The 16,454-nt window shown below is 60.9% G+C and carries 15 protein-coding genes; 7 read left to right on the top strand and 8 right to left on the bottom strand.

Going from position 1 to position 16,454, the window contains the following annotated elements:
* Nucleotides 1-369 precede the first annotated feature (369 nt).
* The 5 genes from ACDZ94_RS10945 to ACDZ94_RS10965 form a co-directional block, all read right to left on the bottom strand.
* Nucleotides 370-1,530, bottom strand: a complete 1,161-nt coding sequence (locus tag ACDZ94_RS10945) for a gamma-butyrobetaine dioxygenase (RefSeq protein WP_221295800.1) — start codon at nucleotides 1,528-1,530, stop codon at nucleotides 370-372.
* A gap of 9 nt (nucleotides 1,531-1,539) precedes the next feature.
* Complete coding sequence (locus tag ACDZ94_RS10950; RefSeq protein WP_407016300.1) at nucleotides 1,540-2,019, bottom strand: thioesterase family protein; 480 nt, start codon at nucleotides 2,017-2,019, stop codon at nucleotides 1,540-1,542.
* A 136-nt stretch (nucleotides 2,020-2,155) separates the two neighbouring features.
* A complete protein-coding gene (locus ACDZ94_RS10955) occupies nucleotides 2,156-3,121 on the bottom strand; it encodes an L-carnitine dehydrogenase (protein WP_064454466.1) in 966 nt (321 codons plus the stop codon).
* A gap of 176 nt (nucleotides 3,122-3,297) precedes the next feature.
* Nucleotides 3,298-4,185: a 3-keto-5-aminohexanoate cleavage protein gene (locus ACDZ94_RS10960; RefSeq protein ID WP_064454465.1), complete on the bottom strand. Its 888-nt coding sequence runs from the start codon at nucleotides 4,183-4,185 to the stop codon at nucleotides 3,298-3,300.
* Nucleotides 4,186-4,263: 78 nt separating this feature from the next.
* Nucleotides 4,264-5,208 carry a choline ABC transporter substrate-binding protein gene (locus ACDZ94_RS10965; protein WP_432751449.1) on the bottom strand — a complete coding sequence of 315 codons (945 nt, stop codon included), beginning with the start codon at nucleotides 5,206-5,208 and terminating at the stop codon, nucleotides 4,264-4,266.
* A gap of 193 nt (nucleotides 5,209-5,401) precedes the next feature.
* On the opposite strand from ACDZ94_RS10965, the gene ACDZ94_RS10970 reads away from it, so the two are divergent.
* A complete protein-coding gene (locus ACDZ94_RS10970) occupies nucleotides 5,402-6,346 on the top strand; it encodes a GlxA family transcriptional regulator (RefSeq protein WP_221295797.1) in 945 nt (314 codons plus the stop codon).
* 68 nt (nucleotides 6,347-6,414) lie between these two features.
* Nucleotides 6,415-7,593: an AAA family ATPase gene (locus tag ACDZ94_RS10975; protein ID WP_432751450.1), complete on the top strand. Its 1,179-nt coding sequence runs from the start codon at nucleotides 6,415-6,417 to the stop codon at nucleotides 7,591-7,593.
* A 121-nt stretch (nucleotides 7,594-7,714) separates the two neighbouring features.
* Here ACDZ94_RS10975 and ACDZ94_RS10980 read toward each other — a convergent pair whose 3' ends face one another.
* The 3 genes from ACDZ94_RS10980 to ACDZ94_RS10990 are packed head-to-tail and all read right to left on the bottom strand — an operon-like array spanning nucleotide 7,715 to nucleotide 9,097.
* The gene (locus ACDZ94_RS10980; protein ID WP_263274112.1) at nucleotides 7,715-8,131 is read right to left on the bottom strand and encodes a DUF3010 family protein; all 417 of its coding nucleotides are present in this window, start codon (nucleotides 8,129-8,131) and stop codon (nucleotides 7,715-7,717) included.
* 40 nt (nucleotides 8,132-8,171) lie between these two features.
* Nucleotides 8,172-8,654: a hypothetical protein gene (locus ACDZ94_RS10985; protein ID WP_064454460.1), complete on the bottom strand. Its 483-nt coding sequence runs from the start codon at nucleotides 8,652-8,654 to the stop codon at nucleotides 8,172-8,174.
* A gap of 41 nt (nucleotides 8,655-8,695) precedes the next feature.
* Nucleotides 8,696-9,097 carry a lysozyme inhibitor LprI family protein gene (locus ACDZ94_RS10990; RefSeq protein WP_064454459.1) on the bottom strand — a complete coding sequence of 134 codons (402 nt, stop codon included), beginning with the start codon at nucleotides 9,095-9,097 and terminating at the stop codon, nucleotides 8,696-8,698.
* A gap of 219 nt (nucleotides 9,098-9,316) precedes the next feature.
* On the opposite strand from ACDZ94_RS10990, the gene ACDZ94_RS10995 reads away from it, so the two are divergent.
* The 5 genes from ACDZ94_RS10995 (at nucleotide 9,317) to ACDZ94_RS11015 (ending at nucleotide 16,448) form a co-directional block, all read left to right on the top strand.
* Nucleotides 9,317-10,294: a dipeptidase gene (locus ACDZ94_RS10995; RefSeq protein WP_064454458.1), complete on the top strand. Its 978-nt coding sequence runs from the start codon at nucleotides 9,317-9,319 to the stop codon at nucleotides 10,292-10,294.
* A 213-nt stretch (nucleotides 10,295-10,507) separates the two neighbouring features.
* On the top strand, nucleotides 10,508-11,038 hold the full coding sequence (locus tag ACDZ94_RS11000) for a DUF5943 domain-containing protein (protein ID WP_432751451.1): 531 nt from the start codon (nucleotides 10,508-10,510) through the stop codon (nucleotides 11,036-11,038).
* A 15-nt stretch (nucleotides 11,039-11,053) separates the two neighbouring features.
* Nucleotides 11,054-13,114, top strand: coding sequence for a dimethylglycine demethylation protein DgcA (dgcA, locus tag ACDZ94_RS11005; protein WP_259763351.1), 2,061 nt, complete (start codon nucleotides 11,054-11,056; stop codon nucleotides 13,112-13,114).
* Nucleotides 13,115-13,284: 170 nt separating this feature from the next.
* The gene (gene dgcB, locus ACDZ94_RS11010) at nucleotides 13,285-15,228 is read left to right on the top strand and encodes a dimethylglycine demethylation protein DgcB (RefSeq protein WP_259763353.1); all 1,944 of its coding nucleotides are present in this window, start codon (nucleotides 13,285-13,287) and stop codon (nucleotides 15,226-15,228) included.
* The gene (locus ACDZ94_RS11015; protein WP_432751452.1) at nucleotides 15,228-16,448 is read left to right on the top strand and encodes an electron transfer flavoprotein subunit alpha/FixB family protein; all 1,221 of its coding nucleotides are present in this window, start codon (nucleotides 15,228-15,230) and stop codon (nucleotides 16,446-16,448) included. The genes dgcB and ACDZ94_RS11015 overlap by 1 nt, the downstream gene beginning before the upstream one ends.
* The last annotated feature ends 6 nt before the right edge of the window (nucleotides 16,449-16,454 follow it).

Consider the following 16,454-nt stretch of genomic DNA (forward strand, 5'->3'; position numbering starts at 1 on the left):
TCCTGGTGTAGGGAACGGGGATTGACCTGGATTCTGGTAGGCCCTCGGCCGGTCGGCAAGGGCAGAATCAACGAATGGCTCAGATGGCTATGAACAGGTCGTTTTCGGGTCATTTACCGACGCAAGTAATAGGCACACTGACTGCCAGGCAAGCAGCTTGAAGGTTTGGTCACCCTCGGGATGTCACGCTCACGCATTGCACTCTGCCCCGATCCAGTCACGGCTGGTTCGGGGCTTTTTTTACCTGGGATTTGCAGTGACTGCACTGGCCTCTTCGCGAGCAAGCCCGCTCCCACACTTGACCGAGTTTTATCTTTGAAATGCCGGCAAGTGTGGGCGCTGGCTTGCCTGCGATGGCCGCGCTGCGGTCTACCGCTGCAACACCAGAATCCGCGAGAGCAACTCATCCCGGTCGACATAGCAACCCTGGAAGTGCCGCGCGCCGGAAGCCGGGTCGAACGCGTTGCGTGCGTGCAACGTGCGGCGGTTGTCGAAGCACCACAACTCACCCGGATTCAAACGTTTGACCAAACGAAAACGCTCTTCCCGCGTCATCGCAATAAAGCGCCGATACGCGCGATACAGCAACGGCATCTGCTCCACCGGCGCCTCAAACGGCCCCCGCAGAAAGTTAGCCATGCGAATTTCCGCGACATCCCCCAAGGCATCCAGCGCAATGATCGGCGCCAGGCGGCGGTAGTCGCTGTGACGGTCTTTGTTGCGAAACTCCACCGGGATTTCACACAGGGCACGAAACGCCTCGGGGTCTTCCGTGCGCAGCGCCGTGGCGATAGCAAACCCGTCGACAAAAATACTCTCGCCACCGGTGGCATCGTTCACCAGGCAATGCAGGAATTGCAGCCCCGGTTGCAGCTCCCGCGTCGGTAAGTCGCTGTGCAGCGGCAGGTTGAAAGCGGTATAGGCATTGCTGTCGGCATCGGCCTTGGATTGCACGTTGAACAGCACGCCGAAGTTGCTCTCGCGAATAAAGGAAATGTGCTTGGCTACCAGCGCCAGAGAGCCGGGTTCGGTAGGCACACCACGGATTTGCGTAAGGCCTGAATCACGCAAGGCCAGCAACCATTGGAGCAAGACCTTGGGGTCTTCCATCACTGCGGCGTAGTCGAACACCGGCAGCGTAAACCGCTGATCCCACAGCGTGGATTGGGGTTTTGCCGCACGGCGTTCAGCGCGCGACTCATCGTCATAGGCGTGCGCCCGCAGCCAGCCGGGAGCGTACCGGCTGAGATGGCCGCCGCTCCATTCCACCTGCAGAAAACCTTCGTCAATGCAGGCACTGACTGCGCTGAGGTGTTCATCCACATCGACAATTTCCAGCACCTGCTCGCGGGTCACGCTGTACACGCATTCCGCGCAGGGGCAGTTGTCCCGCAGCCACTGATGATGAAACGGGCTCAGCCGCCCATCGGCCCATTGCACACGAATCTGATCGTCCAGCACCTGCGCCTCGGCGAGGTCACTGATCAGCGGGTAAGTACGAAAATCGGCAACAGCGGCGGCGGTTTGCATGGTGGCTCCTTATTGTTTTCCGGGTGGCAGTCCAATCACCCGACCGAGGAGGGCAGGCCGTGGCAAGTCGGCCTGCTCAGCGCTGATGGCGATGATTTTTTCCAGGGTGGCCTCGGTGAACGGCGCCGAATGCGGGCCGGCGAGATCGACGTGCAGCAACATCTGTTCATTGCCCGCCAGTTCCTTCTCACCGCCCACCAGGTGCAGGCTGTGATAGAGGTGCAGGCGCTTGGCATCGTGGGCGATGAGCTGGGTGTGCACCTCCACTTCGGCGCCGAGTTTTACCTCGTGCAGGTAGTTGAGGTGCAGCTCCAGGGTGAACAGCGAGTGGCCGCTGGCTTCGCGGTTTTCGCTGTCCAGACCCAAGGTGTCCATCAGTGCGTCGGTGGCGTAACTGAAAATCAGCAGGTAGAACGCATCGCGCAGGTGGCCGTTGTAATCCACCCAGTCGGGGAGGATTTTTGTGGTGTAGGTAGTCAGTGCAGGCATCACGCAGATTCCGGATAGGTAAACGGTCAAAAATGTGGGAGCTGGCTTGCCTGCGATAGCGGTTGTCAGTTGATGCATTCGGTACTGATCCACCGCTATCGCAGGCAAGCCAGCTCCCACAGAGAATCAACAGCGGTTACTCAGCGAAGCTCATACCGTGTTTGGCTTTGGTGGTTTTTACCGCTTCAAGCACCGCCAACAGGCAATCATCACGATAGCGCTCCAGCGCCGAAATGCTGTGCTTGCCCAACTGCTCACTGGTGCCATCCACCACATCGTCAATCAACTTGTCGGTCAATTCCGGCGCGGGCAAGTACGTCCACGGCAACTGCAGCGCCGGGCCGAACTGTGCCATGAAGTGCCGCATGCCGGCATCGCCACCTGCGAGGGTGTAAGTCAGGAAGGTGCCCATGAACGACCAGCGCAAACCGGCGCCAAAACGGATCGCGTCGTCGATCTCGCCCGTCGTCGCCACGCCGTCATTCACCAGGTGCAACGCTTCACGCCACAGCGCTTCGAGTAGGCGGTCAGCGATAAAACCCGGGACTTCCTTGCGCACATGCAAAGGGCGCATGCCGAGGGATTCGTACACCTTTATCGCTGCTTGAACAGCCTCCGGTGCCGTGTGCTTGCCACCCACCACTTCTACCAGCGGCAGCAGGTAAACCGGGTTGAACGGGTGACCGACCACGCAGCGTTCCGGGTGGGTCGAGCCCTCGTAGAACTCACTCGGCAACAGGCCTGAAGTGCTCGAGCCAATCAACGCATTCGGCTTGGCCGCCGCGCTGATCTTGCTGTGCAGTTCCAGTTTCAGCTCCAGTCGCTCCGGGGCGCTTTCCTGGATGAAGTCCGCGTCTTTTACGCATGCTTCGATGGTCGCGACGAAACGCAAGCGGTCCTGGGATGCACCCGGTGCCAGGCCTTGTTTCTCCAGCGCGCCCCAGGCATTGGCGACACGCTTGCGCAGGGCTGCCTCAGCGCCGGGCGCCGGGTCCCAGGCGACCACGTCCAGGCCGTGGGCCAGGGCGCGGGACACCCAACCGCTGCCGATAACGCCGCTGCCGAGGGCGGCGAAGGTTTTGATCTCAGTGATAAAGCGCATGGCAATTTCCTAAAGTATTCGCACATTCTGTTTTGGCAACCCGTTCAAAGTGTGGGAGCGGGCTTGCTCGCGAATGCGCTGTGTCAGTTGAGGCATTCGGTGGCTGATTCGCCGCCTTCGCGAGCAAGCCCGCTCCCACATTTGATTCGGTTTCGGCAGGGGAGCCTGTTGCGTGTCTAGCCGCGTTTGGTCAGGCCCATCTTCACGCGGCCTTCCGCCGGGGTCATGACCCGTGCGCCGAGGCGGCTGAGGATTTCACTGGCGCGTTCCACCAGTTGGCCATTGGTGGCGAGCACGCCTTTGTCCAGCCACAGGTTGTCTTCCAGGCCGACCCGCACGTTGCCGCCCAGCAGCACGGCTTGCGCCGCCATCGGCATTTGCATGCGGCCGATCCCGAAGCCAGCCCACACCGCATCGGCGGGCAGGTTGTCGACCATGGCTTTCATGGTGGTGGTGTCGGCCGGCGCGCCCCATGGGATGCCCAGGCACAGCTGGAACAACGGGTTGTCGAGCAGGCCTTCCTTGATCATCTGCTTGGCGAACCACAGGTGCCCGGTGTCGAAAATTTCCAGCTCGGCTTTTACGCCCAGCGCTTGAATACGCTTGGCGCCGGCACGCAGTTGCGCGGGGGTGGACACGTAAATGGTGTCGCCATCGCCGAAGTTCAGGGTGCCGCAGTCCAGGGTGCAGATTTCCGGCAGCAGCGCCTCGACGTGCGCCAGGCGGGTCAGCGGGCCGACCAGGTCGGTGTTGGGGCCGAATTCCATCGGGTTCTCGCCGCCGCCGATTTCCAGGTCGCCGCCCATGCCGGCGGTGAGGTTGACGATGATGTCGATGTCGGCCTCACGAATGCGCTCCATCACTTCGCGGTACAGGGCGACGTCGCGGCTGAACTTGCCGGTCTGCGGGTCACGCACGTGGCAATGCACGACAGTCGCACCGGCCTTGGCGGCTTCCACGGCGGCGGCGGCGATTTGTTTGGGGGTGACCGGCACATGTGGGCTTCTGGCGGTCGTGTCGCCAGCACCGGTGAGTGCGCAGGTGATGATGACGTCGTGGTTCATGAGGCAGGTTCCTTACAGGCGGGCGTAGTAATGCCGTTCGCAGCCAGGCGCGGCTGCGACACGGTGATTCGAATCAGGTTATTGGCTGCTCAATTGCAGGTTGGCGGCGGCCGGTTTGCCGTCGAAGGTCGTCACCCCTTCGAGCCAGCGCTGCTGGTCTTGCGGGTGATCCTTGAGCCACTGCCTGGCGGACTCGAGAGCGTCCTTGTGATCCAGCAACGGCTGCATCATTCGGCTCTCGTCGGCGGCGGTGAAGGTCAGGTTGGTCAGCAGCTTGTGGATGTTGGGGCACTGTTCGGCGTAGGTCGGCGAAGTGACGCTCCACACGGTGGCCATGCCTTCGTTCGGGCCCAGGGCGTCGTCGCTGCCGGTGAGGTAAGTCATCGCGACGTTGACGTTCATCGGGTGCGGTGCCCAGCCGAAGAACACCACGGCTTCCTTGCGGCGCACGGCGCGGTCCACGGCGGCGAGCATGCCGGCTTCACTGGACTCCACCAGCTGGAACTTGCCCAGGCCGAACTGGTTCTTGGCAATCATCGCCTTGATCTGGGTGTTGGCACCCGAGCCCGGCTCGATGCCGTAGATCTTGCCGCCCAGTTCTTTCTCGAACTTGGCGATATCGGCGAAGGTTTTCAGGCCTTTGTCGGCCAGGTAGGTCGGCACCGCCAGGGTCGCGCGGGCGTCTTGCAGGCTCGGTTTTTCGAGGACCTTGACCTGTTTGGCGTCGATGAACGGGGTGATGGTCTGGGTCATCAGCGGGTTCCAGTAACCCAGGAACAAGTCCAGGCGCTGGTCGCGGATGCCGGCGAAGATGATTTGCTGGGAGGCGCTGGTTTGTTTGGTCTTGTAGCCGAGGCCGTCGAGCAACACTTGGGTCATGGCGCTGGTGGCGATTACGTCGGTCCAGTTCACCACGCCCATGCGCACGTTCTGGCAAGAAGCCGCATCGGCTGCCAGGACGTTGGTGCTAAAAATGGCGCTGGCGCTGAGTGCGAGCACGCAGCGGCTGATCAGTCGGTTCATGGTGGTTCCCTCGGCAGGTTGTTATTGTGGGTTCCGGCGTCTTTGTGCGCCGTGGGATCACGTTACGCAGCTTGCGGGGCGACAAAACGCACGGCGGCGACCAGCTCTTGCACTGCAGCGACCTGCCCCCTTGAATGGCCGATTGAACTGGCGTATCACAGTGACCACGCTGTCCGTCCTACGAGAGCGCTCCATGTCCCAGGATTTCTACTTTCTGCTGATGCCGGGCTTCTCTGCCATCGGCTTTATTTCTGCGATCGAACCGCTGCGGGTGGCCAATCGTTTTCGCGGCGAGCTGTATCGCTGGCACGTATTGAGCGCCGACGGCGGCGCGGTGCTGGCGAGCAATGGCATGTCGGTCAACGCCGACGCTGCGCTGGAACCGTTGAAAAAGGGCGCGACCCTGCTGGTGGTGGCCGGGTTCGAGCCACTGCAGTTCGCCACGCCGGCACTGGAACACTGGCTGCGCCGCCTCGATCACGATGGCGTCACGCTCGGCGCCATCGACACCGGCGCCTGCGTGCTCGCCGAAGCAGGCCTGCTCGACGGCCACCGGCTCACCTTGCACTGGGAAGCCATCGACGCCTTCAAGGAATCTTACCCACAGCTCACCGTGACCCAGGAGCTGTTCGAGATCGACCGTCGCCGCATCACCTGCGCTGGCGGCACAGCGTCCATCGACTTGATGCTCGACCTGATCGCCCAGGCTCACGGGCCGGACCTGGCGATCCAGGTGTCCGAGCAATTCGTGCTCGGCCGCATCCGCCCACGCAAAGACCACCAACGCATGCAGATCGCCACGCGCTACGGCATCAACAACAAGAAGTTGGTGCAGGTGATTGGCGAGATGGAACAACACACCGAACCGCCGCTGAGCACCTTGGCGCTGGCGGAGGCAATCAAAGTGACGCGGCGGCAGCTGGAGCGGCTGTTTCGCCTGCACTTGAACGACACACCGAGCAACTTCTATTTGGGCTTACGCCTGGAAAAAGCCCGGCAACTGCTGCGCCAGAGCGATATGAGCGTGCTGGAGGTGAGTATTGCGTGCGGGTTTGAGTCGCCGTCCTATTTCACGCGTAGCTATCGGGCGCGGTTTGCCAAGTGTCCGAGGGAGGATCGGCGACGGGAGGTGGTTTGACAGGCAATTATAGTTAATTATACTCATGACTATAATTTATAGTTGCTTGAATAATTGGGTATAAAACCATGTCGAAGAACAGCGGCTTCGTGTTCCGCCGCCCCACGCTGGCAAGTAGCATTGCCGACGGTTTGGTGGGGGCCGGGATTCAGGATTTCACGTCGGGCCTGTTCCTGGCGGCGCCTCGGCGCACCGGTAAAAGCACCTTTTTGCGCGAAGACCTGATCCCGGAGTGCCAGCTCCGGGGTTGGCTGACGGTGTATGTCGATCTCTGGGCCGATAAAGAGAAAGATCCGGCAGAGTTGATCGACAGCGCGATTGCCGCTGCTCTGGTGCCCTATGAAAAGGGCATTCGCAAACTGGCCAAGAACATGGGAATCGAGAAGCTCAGCTTTCTGCGTACCCTGTCCTGGGACTTTACCAAGCCACAGTTGCCGGTCGGTGCGACGCTGACCCAAGCCTTGGAATTGCTCCACAGTGCTGCGGAAAAACCCGTCGTACTGGTGATTGACGAAGCGCAGCACGCCTTAACCAGCGAGTCAGGGATCAACGCGATGTTTGCGTTGAAGGCTGCCCGGGATCAGCTCAACCAAGGCCGTGACGAGGAGGGCAGCGGTTTGCACCTCGTGTTCACCGGTTCCAATCGCGACAAGCTTGCGCATCTGGTGTTGGGCAAAAGTCAGCCGTTTTTCGGCTCCAGCATCACGCCGTTCCCCTTGCTCGGCAAAGCGTTCACCCAGGCTTATACCGCACACCTCAACGCGCACCTGGCTGAAACCAATCAATTCAGCGCTGCCGACATTGATGAGGCGTTTGAGTTGGCAGGTCATCGTCCCGAGATGCTGCGCACCATCATCGGTGAAGTGGCGCTGGAACTGGGCGAGGCCAGCAATTTGGGCCAACTGCTGCACAGTCGTGCCGAACTATTGCGTGCGGGTATATGGACTGAGTTCGAAAGCGCCTGGAACAATCTCACCATTCCCCAACGCGCCGTGCTGGAAGTGATGGTGGAGCGATCGCGCGCCAACGAGCCCTTCGCGCCGTTCACGGACAGCACCCTCACGGCCGTCAGCAAAGCGCTGGAGGACATGGGCAGCGACGTGGTGCCGGGCACCCAGACGATTCAGGCCTGTATCGATGCCCTGCGCGACAAAGAGCTGGTGTGGAAGTCGAGCCGGGGCGGCTATGCCTTGGAAGACAAGTCCTTCGGGGATTGGCTGCTGCACAAAAGCCGTACAAGGATTTAAAGGCAACAAGGTTCAAAGGTGGGAGCTGGCTTGCCTGCGATGCGGGCACCTCGGTGTATCAGTGACACACAGTTGATGCCATCGCAGGCAAGCCAGCTCCCACATTGATCTTCGGTGTGGCTTATTTCTTTACCAAGGCCGAACACGCCGCCTTGTAGGCCTCATGCTGATACTTGTTCAGCGAGGCCGGCAGATCAAAGTTGTGTTTCTTGCTCTGCGCATTAATGGTCTGTGGTGACAGCAACGTCACCTCAACCCCATCCAACAACTGAAACACCCCTTCAATCTTGAAGGTAGTCGGGCCGCCGGCGAACTCGCCTTTCTTGCTGCGCTTCTTGATCGCGATGCGGGTGATGGCGTTTGCCTGCACAAACGCCTTCACCTGGGCGGCGAAGGCTTTGACGTTGGCGGCTTCATCATCGTCTTCAAGGGCGATTTTTTTGGTAGCCAGGGCGACGTGGGTCAGCGCCTGGTTGTCCAGGGAGGCGACGGCGATGATGGCTTCGCTGCCTTTGATTTCGATGCCGCAAATAGTCATGAATGGCCTATTAAATAAAGTGGAGGCTGAGTGGCGAGTATCAGTAATGCCGGTCTTCTTCTTGATGTTGATAGATCTGATGTGCCGTCCAGAACATCAGTATCGCGAACACCATCATCAAGCCGACGCTTACGCTCATGATGTAGAAGTTAGGCGAACTCGATTTAAGGTTCGCCTTGATGTTATGCACCGTTGGAAACCATTTTGAGTACACCACGGGGACCGGGCTGCCCACTTCGTAGCCAGGGTCGTCGATGTAGCTGCTGTTGTTCACCATGCCTTCGATGCGTTGGCCTTCATGGTCGAAGGCGTAATACACGTTGGTGCTTGAGGCCCAGGCGCTGAGGCTTTCCAGTTGGGTGATGTGCCCGATGGTTTCGATGGGCGCCGCCTTTATCAGTGCAAAAGGAGCACCCCGGCTCACTGACAAGCTCAGCATCAGCGACAGTATCAGCATGGCCAAAAACAGCAGGGCGGCGCGCGTGTAGAGGAAATCCCTCTGCGCTTCGCGTGGGTAATACATGTGAATTCCTTTTCAATAATCCTGGAAGCTTTGAATCTGGCTTATTCCTGGCCAATCGACTCCAAAAACTCCGACCGCTCATCACTCATCCGCGCCAGGCAGTCATTTTGCTGAATCGCGTAGTCCTTGCTGCCGTTCACCGCCGGGAAGGTGTCCACGGCGCAATCGGCATCACGCAATTTTTCCCACTTCTGCTGGGCATCCTTCAGACGAGCGGTAATGTCGGCCAGTTGTGACTTGTTGCTGCCATAGGTCGAACCCATGCGTTCCAGCAGGCCTTGGTAGTTATCCTTGAGCAATTGCTCGGCGGTGGTTTTGTTGAAAGTGGCGCATTCCAGGGTTTGCTTGTCGTTCTCGATGCCATCGCACGGCGTGTTGTCGGTGTCTTCTGCCGCGTGCACGCCGGTTGCGATGAGTGCCAAAGCCAGGAAAATCGATTTCATTGCGCCGTCTCATATAGGTGATGAAGCAAATTCTGGCTCAAGCGTGGGACAAAGAACAGCTACCAGTCAGAGATGTCATGTAGGCCTTTGTCGTTGATTGACGCTTTCGGCAATTCCCCTGTCGTTTTTGCACCCGGCTCAGGTTGCCCCTGGGCATATGCTGGCCCCAAAGCGCCGGCAGACGATTCGGCGCATGAATCGCCAATAAGGGGACGCCTGATGAGCCCAGCCGAATTGCACGCCGACAGCATCGTTATCGACGGGCTGATCATTGCCAAGTGGAACCGCGACCTGTTCGAGGACATGCGCAAAGGTGGCCTGACCGCCGCCAACTGCACCGTGTCGGTGTGGGAAGGGTTCCAGGCCACGATCAATAACATTGTGGCCAGCCAGACCCTGATCCGTGAGAACAGCGACCTGGTGATCCCGGTGAAAACCACCGCCGACATCCGCAAAGCCAAGGAACTGGGCAAGACCGGCATCATCTTCGGCTTCCAGAACGCCCATGCATTTGAAGACCAACTGGGCTACGTCGAGATCTTCAAGCAGCTCGGCGTCGGTGTGGTGCAGATGTGCTACAACACCCAGAACCTCGTCGGCACTGGCTGCTACGAGCGCGACGGCGGCCTGTCGGGTTTCGGCCGTGAGATCGTTGCCGAAATGAACCGCGTCGGCATCATGTGCGACCTGTCCCACGTCGGCTCCAAGACTTCCGAAGAAGTCATCCTCGAATCGAAAAAGCCGGTGTGCTACTCCCACTGTCTGCCGTCGGGCCTCAAAGAGCACCCGCGCAACAAGTCCGATGAAGAGCTGAAGTTCATTGCCGACCACGGCGGTTTTGTCGGCGTGACCATGTTCGCGCCGTTCCTGGCCAAGGGCATTGATTCGACCATCGACGACTACGCCGAAGCCATTGAATACACCATGAACATCGTTGGCGAAGACGCCATCGGCATCGGCACCGACTTCACCCAGGGCCATGGCCAGGATTTCTTCGAAATGCTGACCCACGACAAGGGTTATGCCCGCCGCCTGACCAGCTTCGGCAAGATCATCAACCCGCTGGGCATCCGCACCGTGGGCGAGTTCCCCAACCTCACCGAGACCCTGCTCAAGCGCGGCCACAGCGAGCGCGTGGTGCGCAAGATCATGGGCGAGAACTGGGTCAATGTCTTGAAAGACGTCTGGGGCGAGTGAATAACTCTGGAGCCTACTCCGCTCGCCGATAGCTGCGTCAGGTCCTCGCGCCAAACTCGCCGTACGTACCGTACTGTCTCGCTTGTCGCTCCGGTCCTTCCTTGCTCTCGACGTGCTCGCTACGGCTCCAAAGTCATTCACACGGCTTGTTTATAAGAGCAAGGCAAAAGCTTTGCTAAGCACTGAAACCGAATTGTTTGGAGTTAAGTTTCCATGGCCAAGATCGCCCCGCAATTGCCAATCGAAGTCGACAGCGAAACCGGTGTCTGGACCTCCGATGCCCTGCCGATGCTGTATGTGCCGCGCCATTTCTTCGTCAACAACCACATGGGTATCGAAGAAGTGCTGGGCGCGGACGCCTATGCCGAAATCCTCTACAAGGCCGGCTACAAATCCGCCTGGCACTGGTGTGAAAAAGAAGCCGAATGCCACGGCCTGGAAGGCGTTGCGGTGTTCGAGCACTACATGAAACGCCTGTCGCAACGCGGCTGGGGCCTGTTCAAGATCCAGGACATCGACCTCGACAAAGGCACCGCCAGCGTCAAGCTCGAACACTCGGCATTCGTCTATGTGTACGGCAAGGTCGGGCGCAAGGTCGACTACATGTTCACCGGGTGGTTTGCCGGCGCCATGGACCAGATTCTGCAAGCGCGCGGCAGCAACATCCGCACGGTGGCCGAACAAGTCTACGGTGGCTCCGAAGAACGCCACGACGACGGGCTGTTCACCGTCAAGCCGTTGTAAGTCGAGGACCCTGCCATGGCTTTCGAAGCAATGTTTGCGCCGATCCAGATCGGCAAACTGACCATCCGCAACCGCGTGCTCAGTACCGCCCACGCCGAGGTGTATGCCACCGACGGCGGCATGACCACCGACCGCTATGTGAAGTATTACGAAGAGAAAGCCAAGGGCGGGATCGGCCTGGCCATCTGCGGCGGTTCTTCCAGCGTGGCCATCGACAGCCCGCAAGGCTGGTGGAAATCGGTGAACCTGGCCGACGACCGGATCATCCCGCACTTCCAGAACCTGGCCGATGCCATGCACAAGCATGGCGCCAAGATCATGATCCAGATTACCCACATGGGCCGCCGCTCGCGTTGGGACGGCGAACACTGGCCGACCCTGCTGTCGCCATCGGGCATCCGCGAGCCGGTGCACCGCGCCACCTGCAAGACCATCGAGCCGGAAGAAATCTGGCGCGTGATCGGTAACTACGCCACGGCTGCGGCGCGGGCGAAAGCCGGTGGCCTGGACGGCGTGGAGCTGTCGGCGGTGCACCAGCACATGATCGACCAGTTCTGGAGCCCACGGGTCAACAAGCGCACCGACGAATGGGGCGGCAGCTTTGAAAACCGCATGCGTTTCGGCCTGGAAGTCTTGAAGGCGGTACGCAAGGAAGTCGGCCCGGATTTCTGTGTGGGCATCCGCCTGTGCGGCGATGAGTTCCATCCGGACGGCTTGTCCCACGAGGACATGAAACAGATCGCCAAGTATTACGACGACACCGGCATGCTCGATTTTATCGGCGTCGTGGGTTCAGGTTGCGACACCCACAACACCCTGGCCAACGTGATCCCGAACATGAGTTATCCACCGGAGCCGTTTTTGCACTTGGCCGCCGGTATCAAGGAAGTGGTCAAGGCCCCGGTGCTGCACGCGCAGAACATCAAGGACCCGAACCAGGCCACGCGGATTCTGGAAGGCGGCTATGTAGACATGGTCGGCATGACCCGTGCCCACATCGCCGACCCGCACCTGATCGCCAAGATCAAGATGGGCCAGATCGACCAGATCAAGCAGTGCGTCGGCGCCAACTACTGCATCGACCGCCAGTACCAGGGGTTGGACGTGTTGTGCATCCAGAACGCCGCGACGTCCCGTGAATACATGGGCGTGCCGCACATCATCGAGAAATCCACCGGGCCCAAACGCAAAGTCGTGGTGGTGGGGGCCGGTCCTGCCGGGATGGAAGCGGCGCGCGTTGCCGCCGAGCGTGGCCACGATGTAACCCTGTTCGAGAAAAAAGAATTTATCGGCGGGCAAATCACCACCGCGTCCAAAGCCCCGCAGCGTGACCAGATTGCCGGCATCACCCGCTGGTTCCAGCTGGAACTGGCACGCCTGAACGTCGACCTGCGCCTGGGCGTGGCGGCGGACGCGGCGACCATCCTGGACCTGCGTCCGGACGTGGTCGTGCTGGCGGTGGGCGGGCATCCGTTCCTGGAGCAGAACGAACACTGGGGCGCGGCCGAAGGCCTGGTGGTCAGCAGTTGGGACGTGCTCGACGGCAAAGTCGCGCCGGGCAAGAACGTGCTGGTGTACGACACCATTTGCGAATTCACCGGCATGTCGGTGGCGGACTTCCTGGCGGACAAAGGCAGCCAGGTCGAGATCGTCACTGACGATATCAAACCGGGCGTGGCCATTGGCGGTACGTCGTTCCCGACGTACTACCGCAGCATGTACCCCAAGGAAGTGATCATGACCGGCGACATGATGCTGGAAAAGGTCTACCGCGAAGGCGACAAGCTGGTGGCGGTGCTGGAGAACGAATACACCGGCGCCAAAGAAGAGCGGGTGGTCGATCAGGTGGTCGTCGAGAACGGCGTGCGCCCGGATGAAGAAATCTATTACGGGCTCAAGGAAGGTTCGCGCAACAAGGGCCAGATGGACATCGAAGCCCTGTTCGCGATCAAGCCGCAGCCGTGCTTGAGCGAAACGGGTGACGGGTACTTGCTGTTCCGCATCGGTGATTGTGTGGCCCAGCGCAATACCCACGCCGCCATCTATGACGCCCTGCGCCTTTGCAAGGATTTCTGACCCGACACTGAGCCACTGTGTACTCGGTCAAGTGTGGGAGGGGGCTTGCTCCCGATAGCGGTGGGTCAGCGACAGATACAGGAACTGACAGTCCGCCATCGGGAGCAAGCCCCCTCCCACATCAAGGTCCGGTTTCACAGTAGACCTGTGTGGTCTTTGGGAGCTTCATCATGTTGAACACCTTGCTGCCTATTCTCTTGTTTGCCGCCCTGGGCCTTGCCGCCCTCGGCGCATTGCGCCGGGTGAACATGTGGCGCCGGGGCCGCGCCTCCAGGGTCGACTTGCTCGGCGGCCTGCTGGCCATGCCCAAGCGCTACATGGTCGACCTGCACCACGTCGTCGCCCGCGACAAATACATCGCCAACACCCACGTCGCAACGGCCCTGGGCTTTGTGCTGTCGGCGCTGTTGGCGATTCTGGTCCACGGCTTCGGCCTGCATAACCGCATCCTCGGCTACGCCTTGCTGCTCGCCTCGGTGCTGATGTTTGTCGGCGCCACGTTCGTCTACCTGCGCCGGCGTAACCCGCCGTCACGCCTGTCGAAAGGCCCGTGGATGCGCCTGCCGAAAAGCCTGATGGCGTTCTCGGTGAGCTTCTTCCTGGTGACCTTGCCGGTGGCCGGGGTTCTGCCGGCTGACTTTGGCGGCTGGCTGCTCGCCGCTCTGCTCGGTGTCGGTGTGTTGTGGGGCGTGTCCGAGATGTTCTTCGGCATGACCTGGGGCGGCCCGATGAAGCATGCCTTCGCCGGTGCCCTGCACCTGGCCTGGCACCGCCGCGCCGAGCGCTTTGGTGGCGGCCGCTCCACCGGTTTGAAACCGCTGGACTTGAGCGATAAAACTGCGCCACTGGGCGTGGAAAAACCCAAGGATTTCACCTGGAACCAACTGCTTGGTTTCGACGCCTGCGTGCAGTGCGGCAAGTGCGAAGCCGCGTGCCCGGCCTTTGCGGCCGGCCAGCCGTTGAATCCGAAGAAGCTGATCCAGGACATGGTGGTTGGCCTGGCCGGCGGCACCGATGCCAACTTTGCCGGCAGCCCGTATCCAGGCAAGCCGATTGGCGAACACAGCGGCAACCCGCACCAGCCAATCGTCAACGGTCTGGTGGACGCCGACACCCTGTGGTCGTGCACCACCTGCCGTGCCTGTGTGGAAGAGTGCCCAATGATGATCGAGCACGTGGACGCCATCGTCGACATGCGCCGCCATCTCACCCTGGAAAAAGGTGCCACGCCGAACAAGGGCGCCGAAGTCCTCGAGAACCTGATCGCCACCGACAACCCCGGCGGCTTCGCACCGGGCGGTCGCCTGAACTGGGCGGCGGATTTGAACCTGCCGCTGCTCAGCGAAAAAGGCAGCACCGAGGTGTTGTTCTGGGTGGGCGACGGTGCCTTCGACATGCGCAATCAACGCACCTTGCGTGCCTTCGTCAAGGTGCTGAAAGCGGCCGGCGTCGACTTTGCGGTGCTGGGCCTGGAGGAGCGCGACAGCGGTGATGTGGCGCGGCGTCTGGGGGACGAAGCCACGTTCCAGCTGCTGGCTGCGCGCAATATCCAAACCCTGGCCAAGTACAGCTTCAAGCGCATCGTCACCTGCGACCCGCACAGTTTCCATGTGCTGAAAAACGAATACGGCGCCTTCAACGGTAACTACCTCGTGCAGCACCACAGCACGTTCATGGCCGAGCTGATCGGCGAGGGGGCGCTGAACCTGGGTCAGCACAAGGGCAGTAGCGTGACCTATCACGACCCGTGCTACCTCGGCCGCTACAACGGCGAATACGAGGCGCCGCGCCAAGTGCTGCGGGCGCTGGGTATAGAGGTCAAGGAAATGCAACGTTCCGGTTTCCGCTCGCGCTGCTGCGGCGGTGGCGGTGGTGCGCCCATCACCGATATCCCCGGCAAGCAACGTATCCCGGATATGCGTATGGAAGACATCCGCGAAACCGGCGCCGAGCTGGTGGCCGTGGGCTGTCCGCAATGCACGGCGATGCTCGAAGGCGTCGTCGAGCCGCGCCCATTGATCAAGGACATTGCCGAACTGGTCGCTGACGCCTTGCTCGAAGACGCCGCCCCGGTGAAAGCCCCTATCAAGCGTGAACCTGCGGAGGTGCATTGATGAGCGACATTATCCGCCGCGATCCACGGGCCGAATGGATCGCCCGTAACCGCCTGCACCCCTTGCATGCGGCGATGCAGCCGCTGCAACACAGTTGGATGGGGCCTAACGGTGTCATCCGCAAAAACCTGCATGGCATCGGTTTTATCGGCCCCAACGGCCTCAAGCGTATTGACCGCAGCGGCGCCCAACAGGGCGGCGCGGCCAAGCGTACGGCGGCGGTGGAGGTGCAATTGCCGCTGCATCAGGTGCCGACGCCCGCGTTCTACATCAACGTGGTGCCCGACATGGTCGGCGGCCGCCTGAGCAGCCACGACCGCGACGTGCTCGGCCTGGCCCGGCAACTCGCCGGCAGCGACGGCGCCGTGCTGGCGGTGGTGTTCGGCGAACACAAGGAGAGTGCCTTTGCGACGGCGGGTGTTGATCGCCTGCTGGTGCTCGAAGGCCACGCATTCGACGGTTATTCACCGGAGCAACGCGTTCAGGGCCTGCGGGCTGTGGATAACCAGTTCAACCCGCGCCATTGGTTGCTGCCGGACAGTCGCAGTGGCGGCGGCGAGTTGGGCCGGCGTTTTGCTGCGAGCCTCAAGGAACGCCCGGCCACGCGGGTTTGGCAAATCAAAGGTGAGGAGTGCATCGGCCGTGCCGGTGCGGGCCAGGAGGATATGGCTCGCCCGTTGCCACGCTTGATTCTGGCCGCAGTCGAATGTGCCGACCCGGTCAGCGACACGCGCCATGAAGTGTTGCCCGTGGAGTTATCCACACCCCTGGCGCGCAGCTTGTCGCGGATCGAAGATCTCGGCGCCGTGGCAGTCGACCCGGCGGCGATTCCCATGGCCGAAGCGGAGTTTATTTTCTCTGGCGGTAACGGCGTGAAGGACTGGGCACTGTTCCACCAGACTGCAGCCGCCCTCGGTGCGACCGAAGGCGCCTCGCGGGTGGCGGTGGACGATGGCTTTATGGCGCGTGATCGCCAGGTCGGCGCCAGCGGCACCTGGGTCACGGCGCGGGTGTATGTGGCCGTGGGGATTTCCGGGGCGATCCAGCACCTGCAAGGTATCGGTGCCTGCGACAAGGTGGTGGCGATCAACCTGGACCCTGGCTGCGACATGATCAAGCGTGCCGACCTGTCGGTGATCGGCGAAAGCGCCGCGATTCTGCAAGCCTTGATCGATGCGGTGCAGGTTTACCGCAACGGCGCCAAGCGCGATGCAGCTTAGGGACAT

This window comes from Pseudomonas sp. UBT, assembly GCF_050915955.1.
Taxonomy (GTDB): Bacteria; Pseudomonadota; Gammaproteobacteria; order Pseudomonadales; family Pseudomonadaceae; genus Aquipseudomonas; species Aquipseudomonas antarctica_A.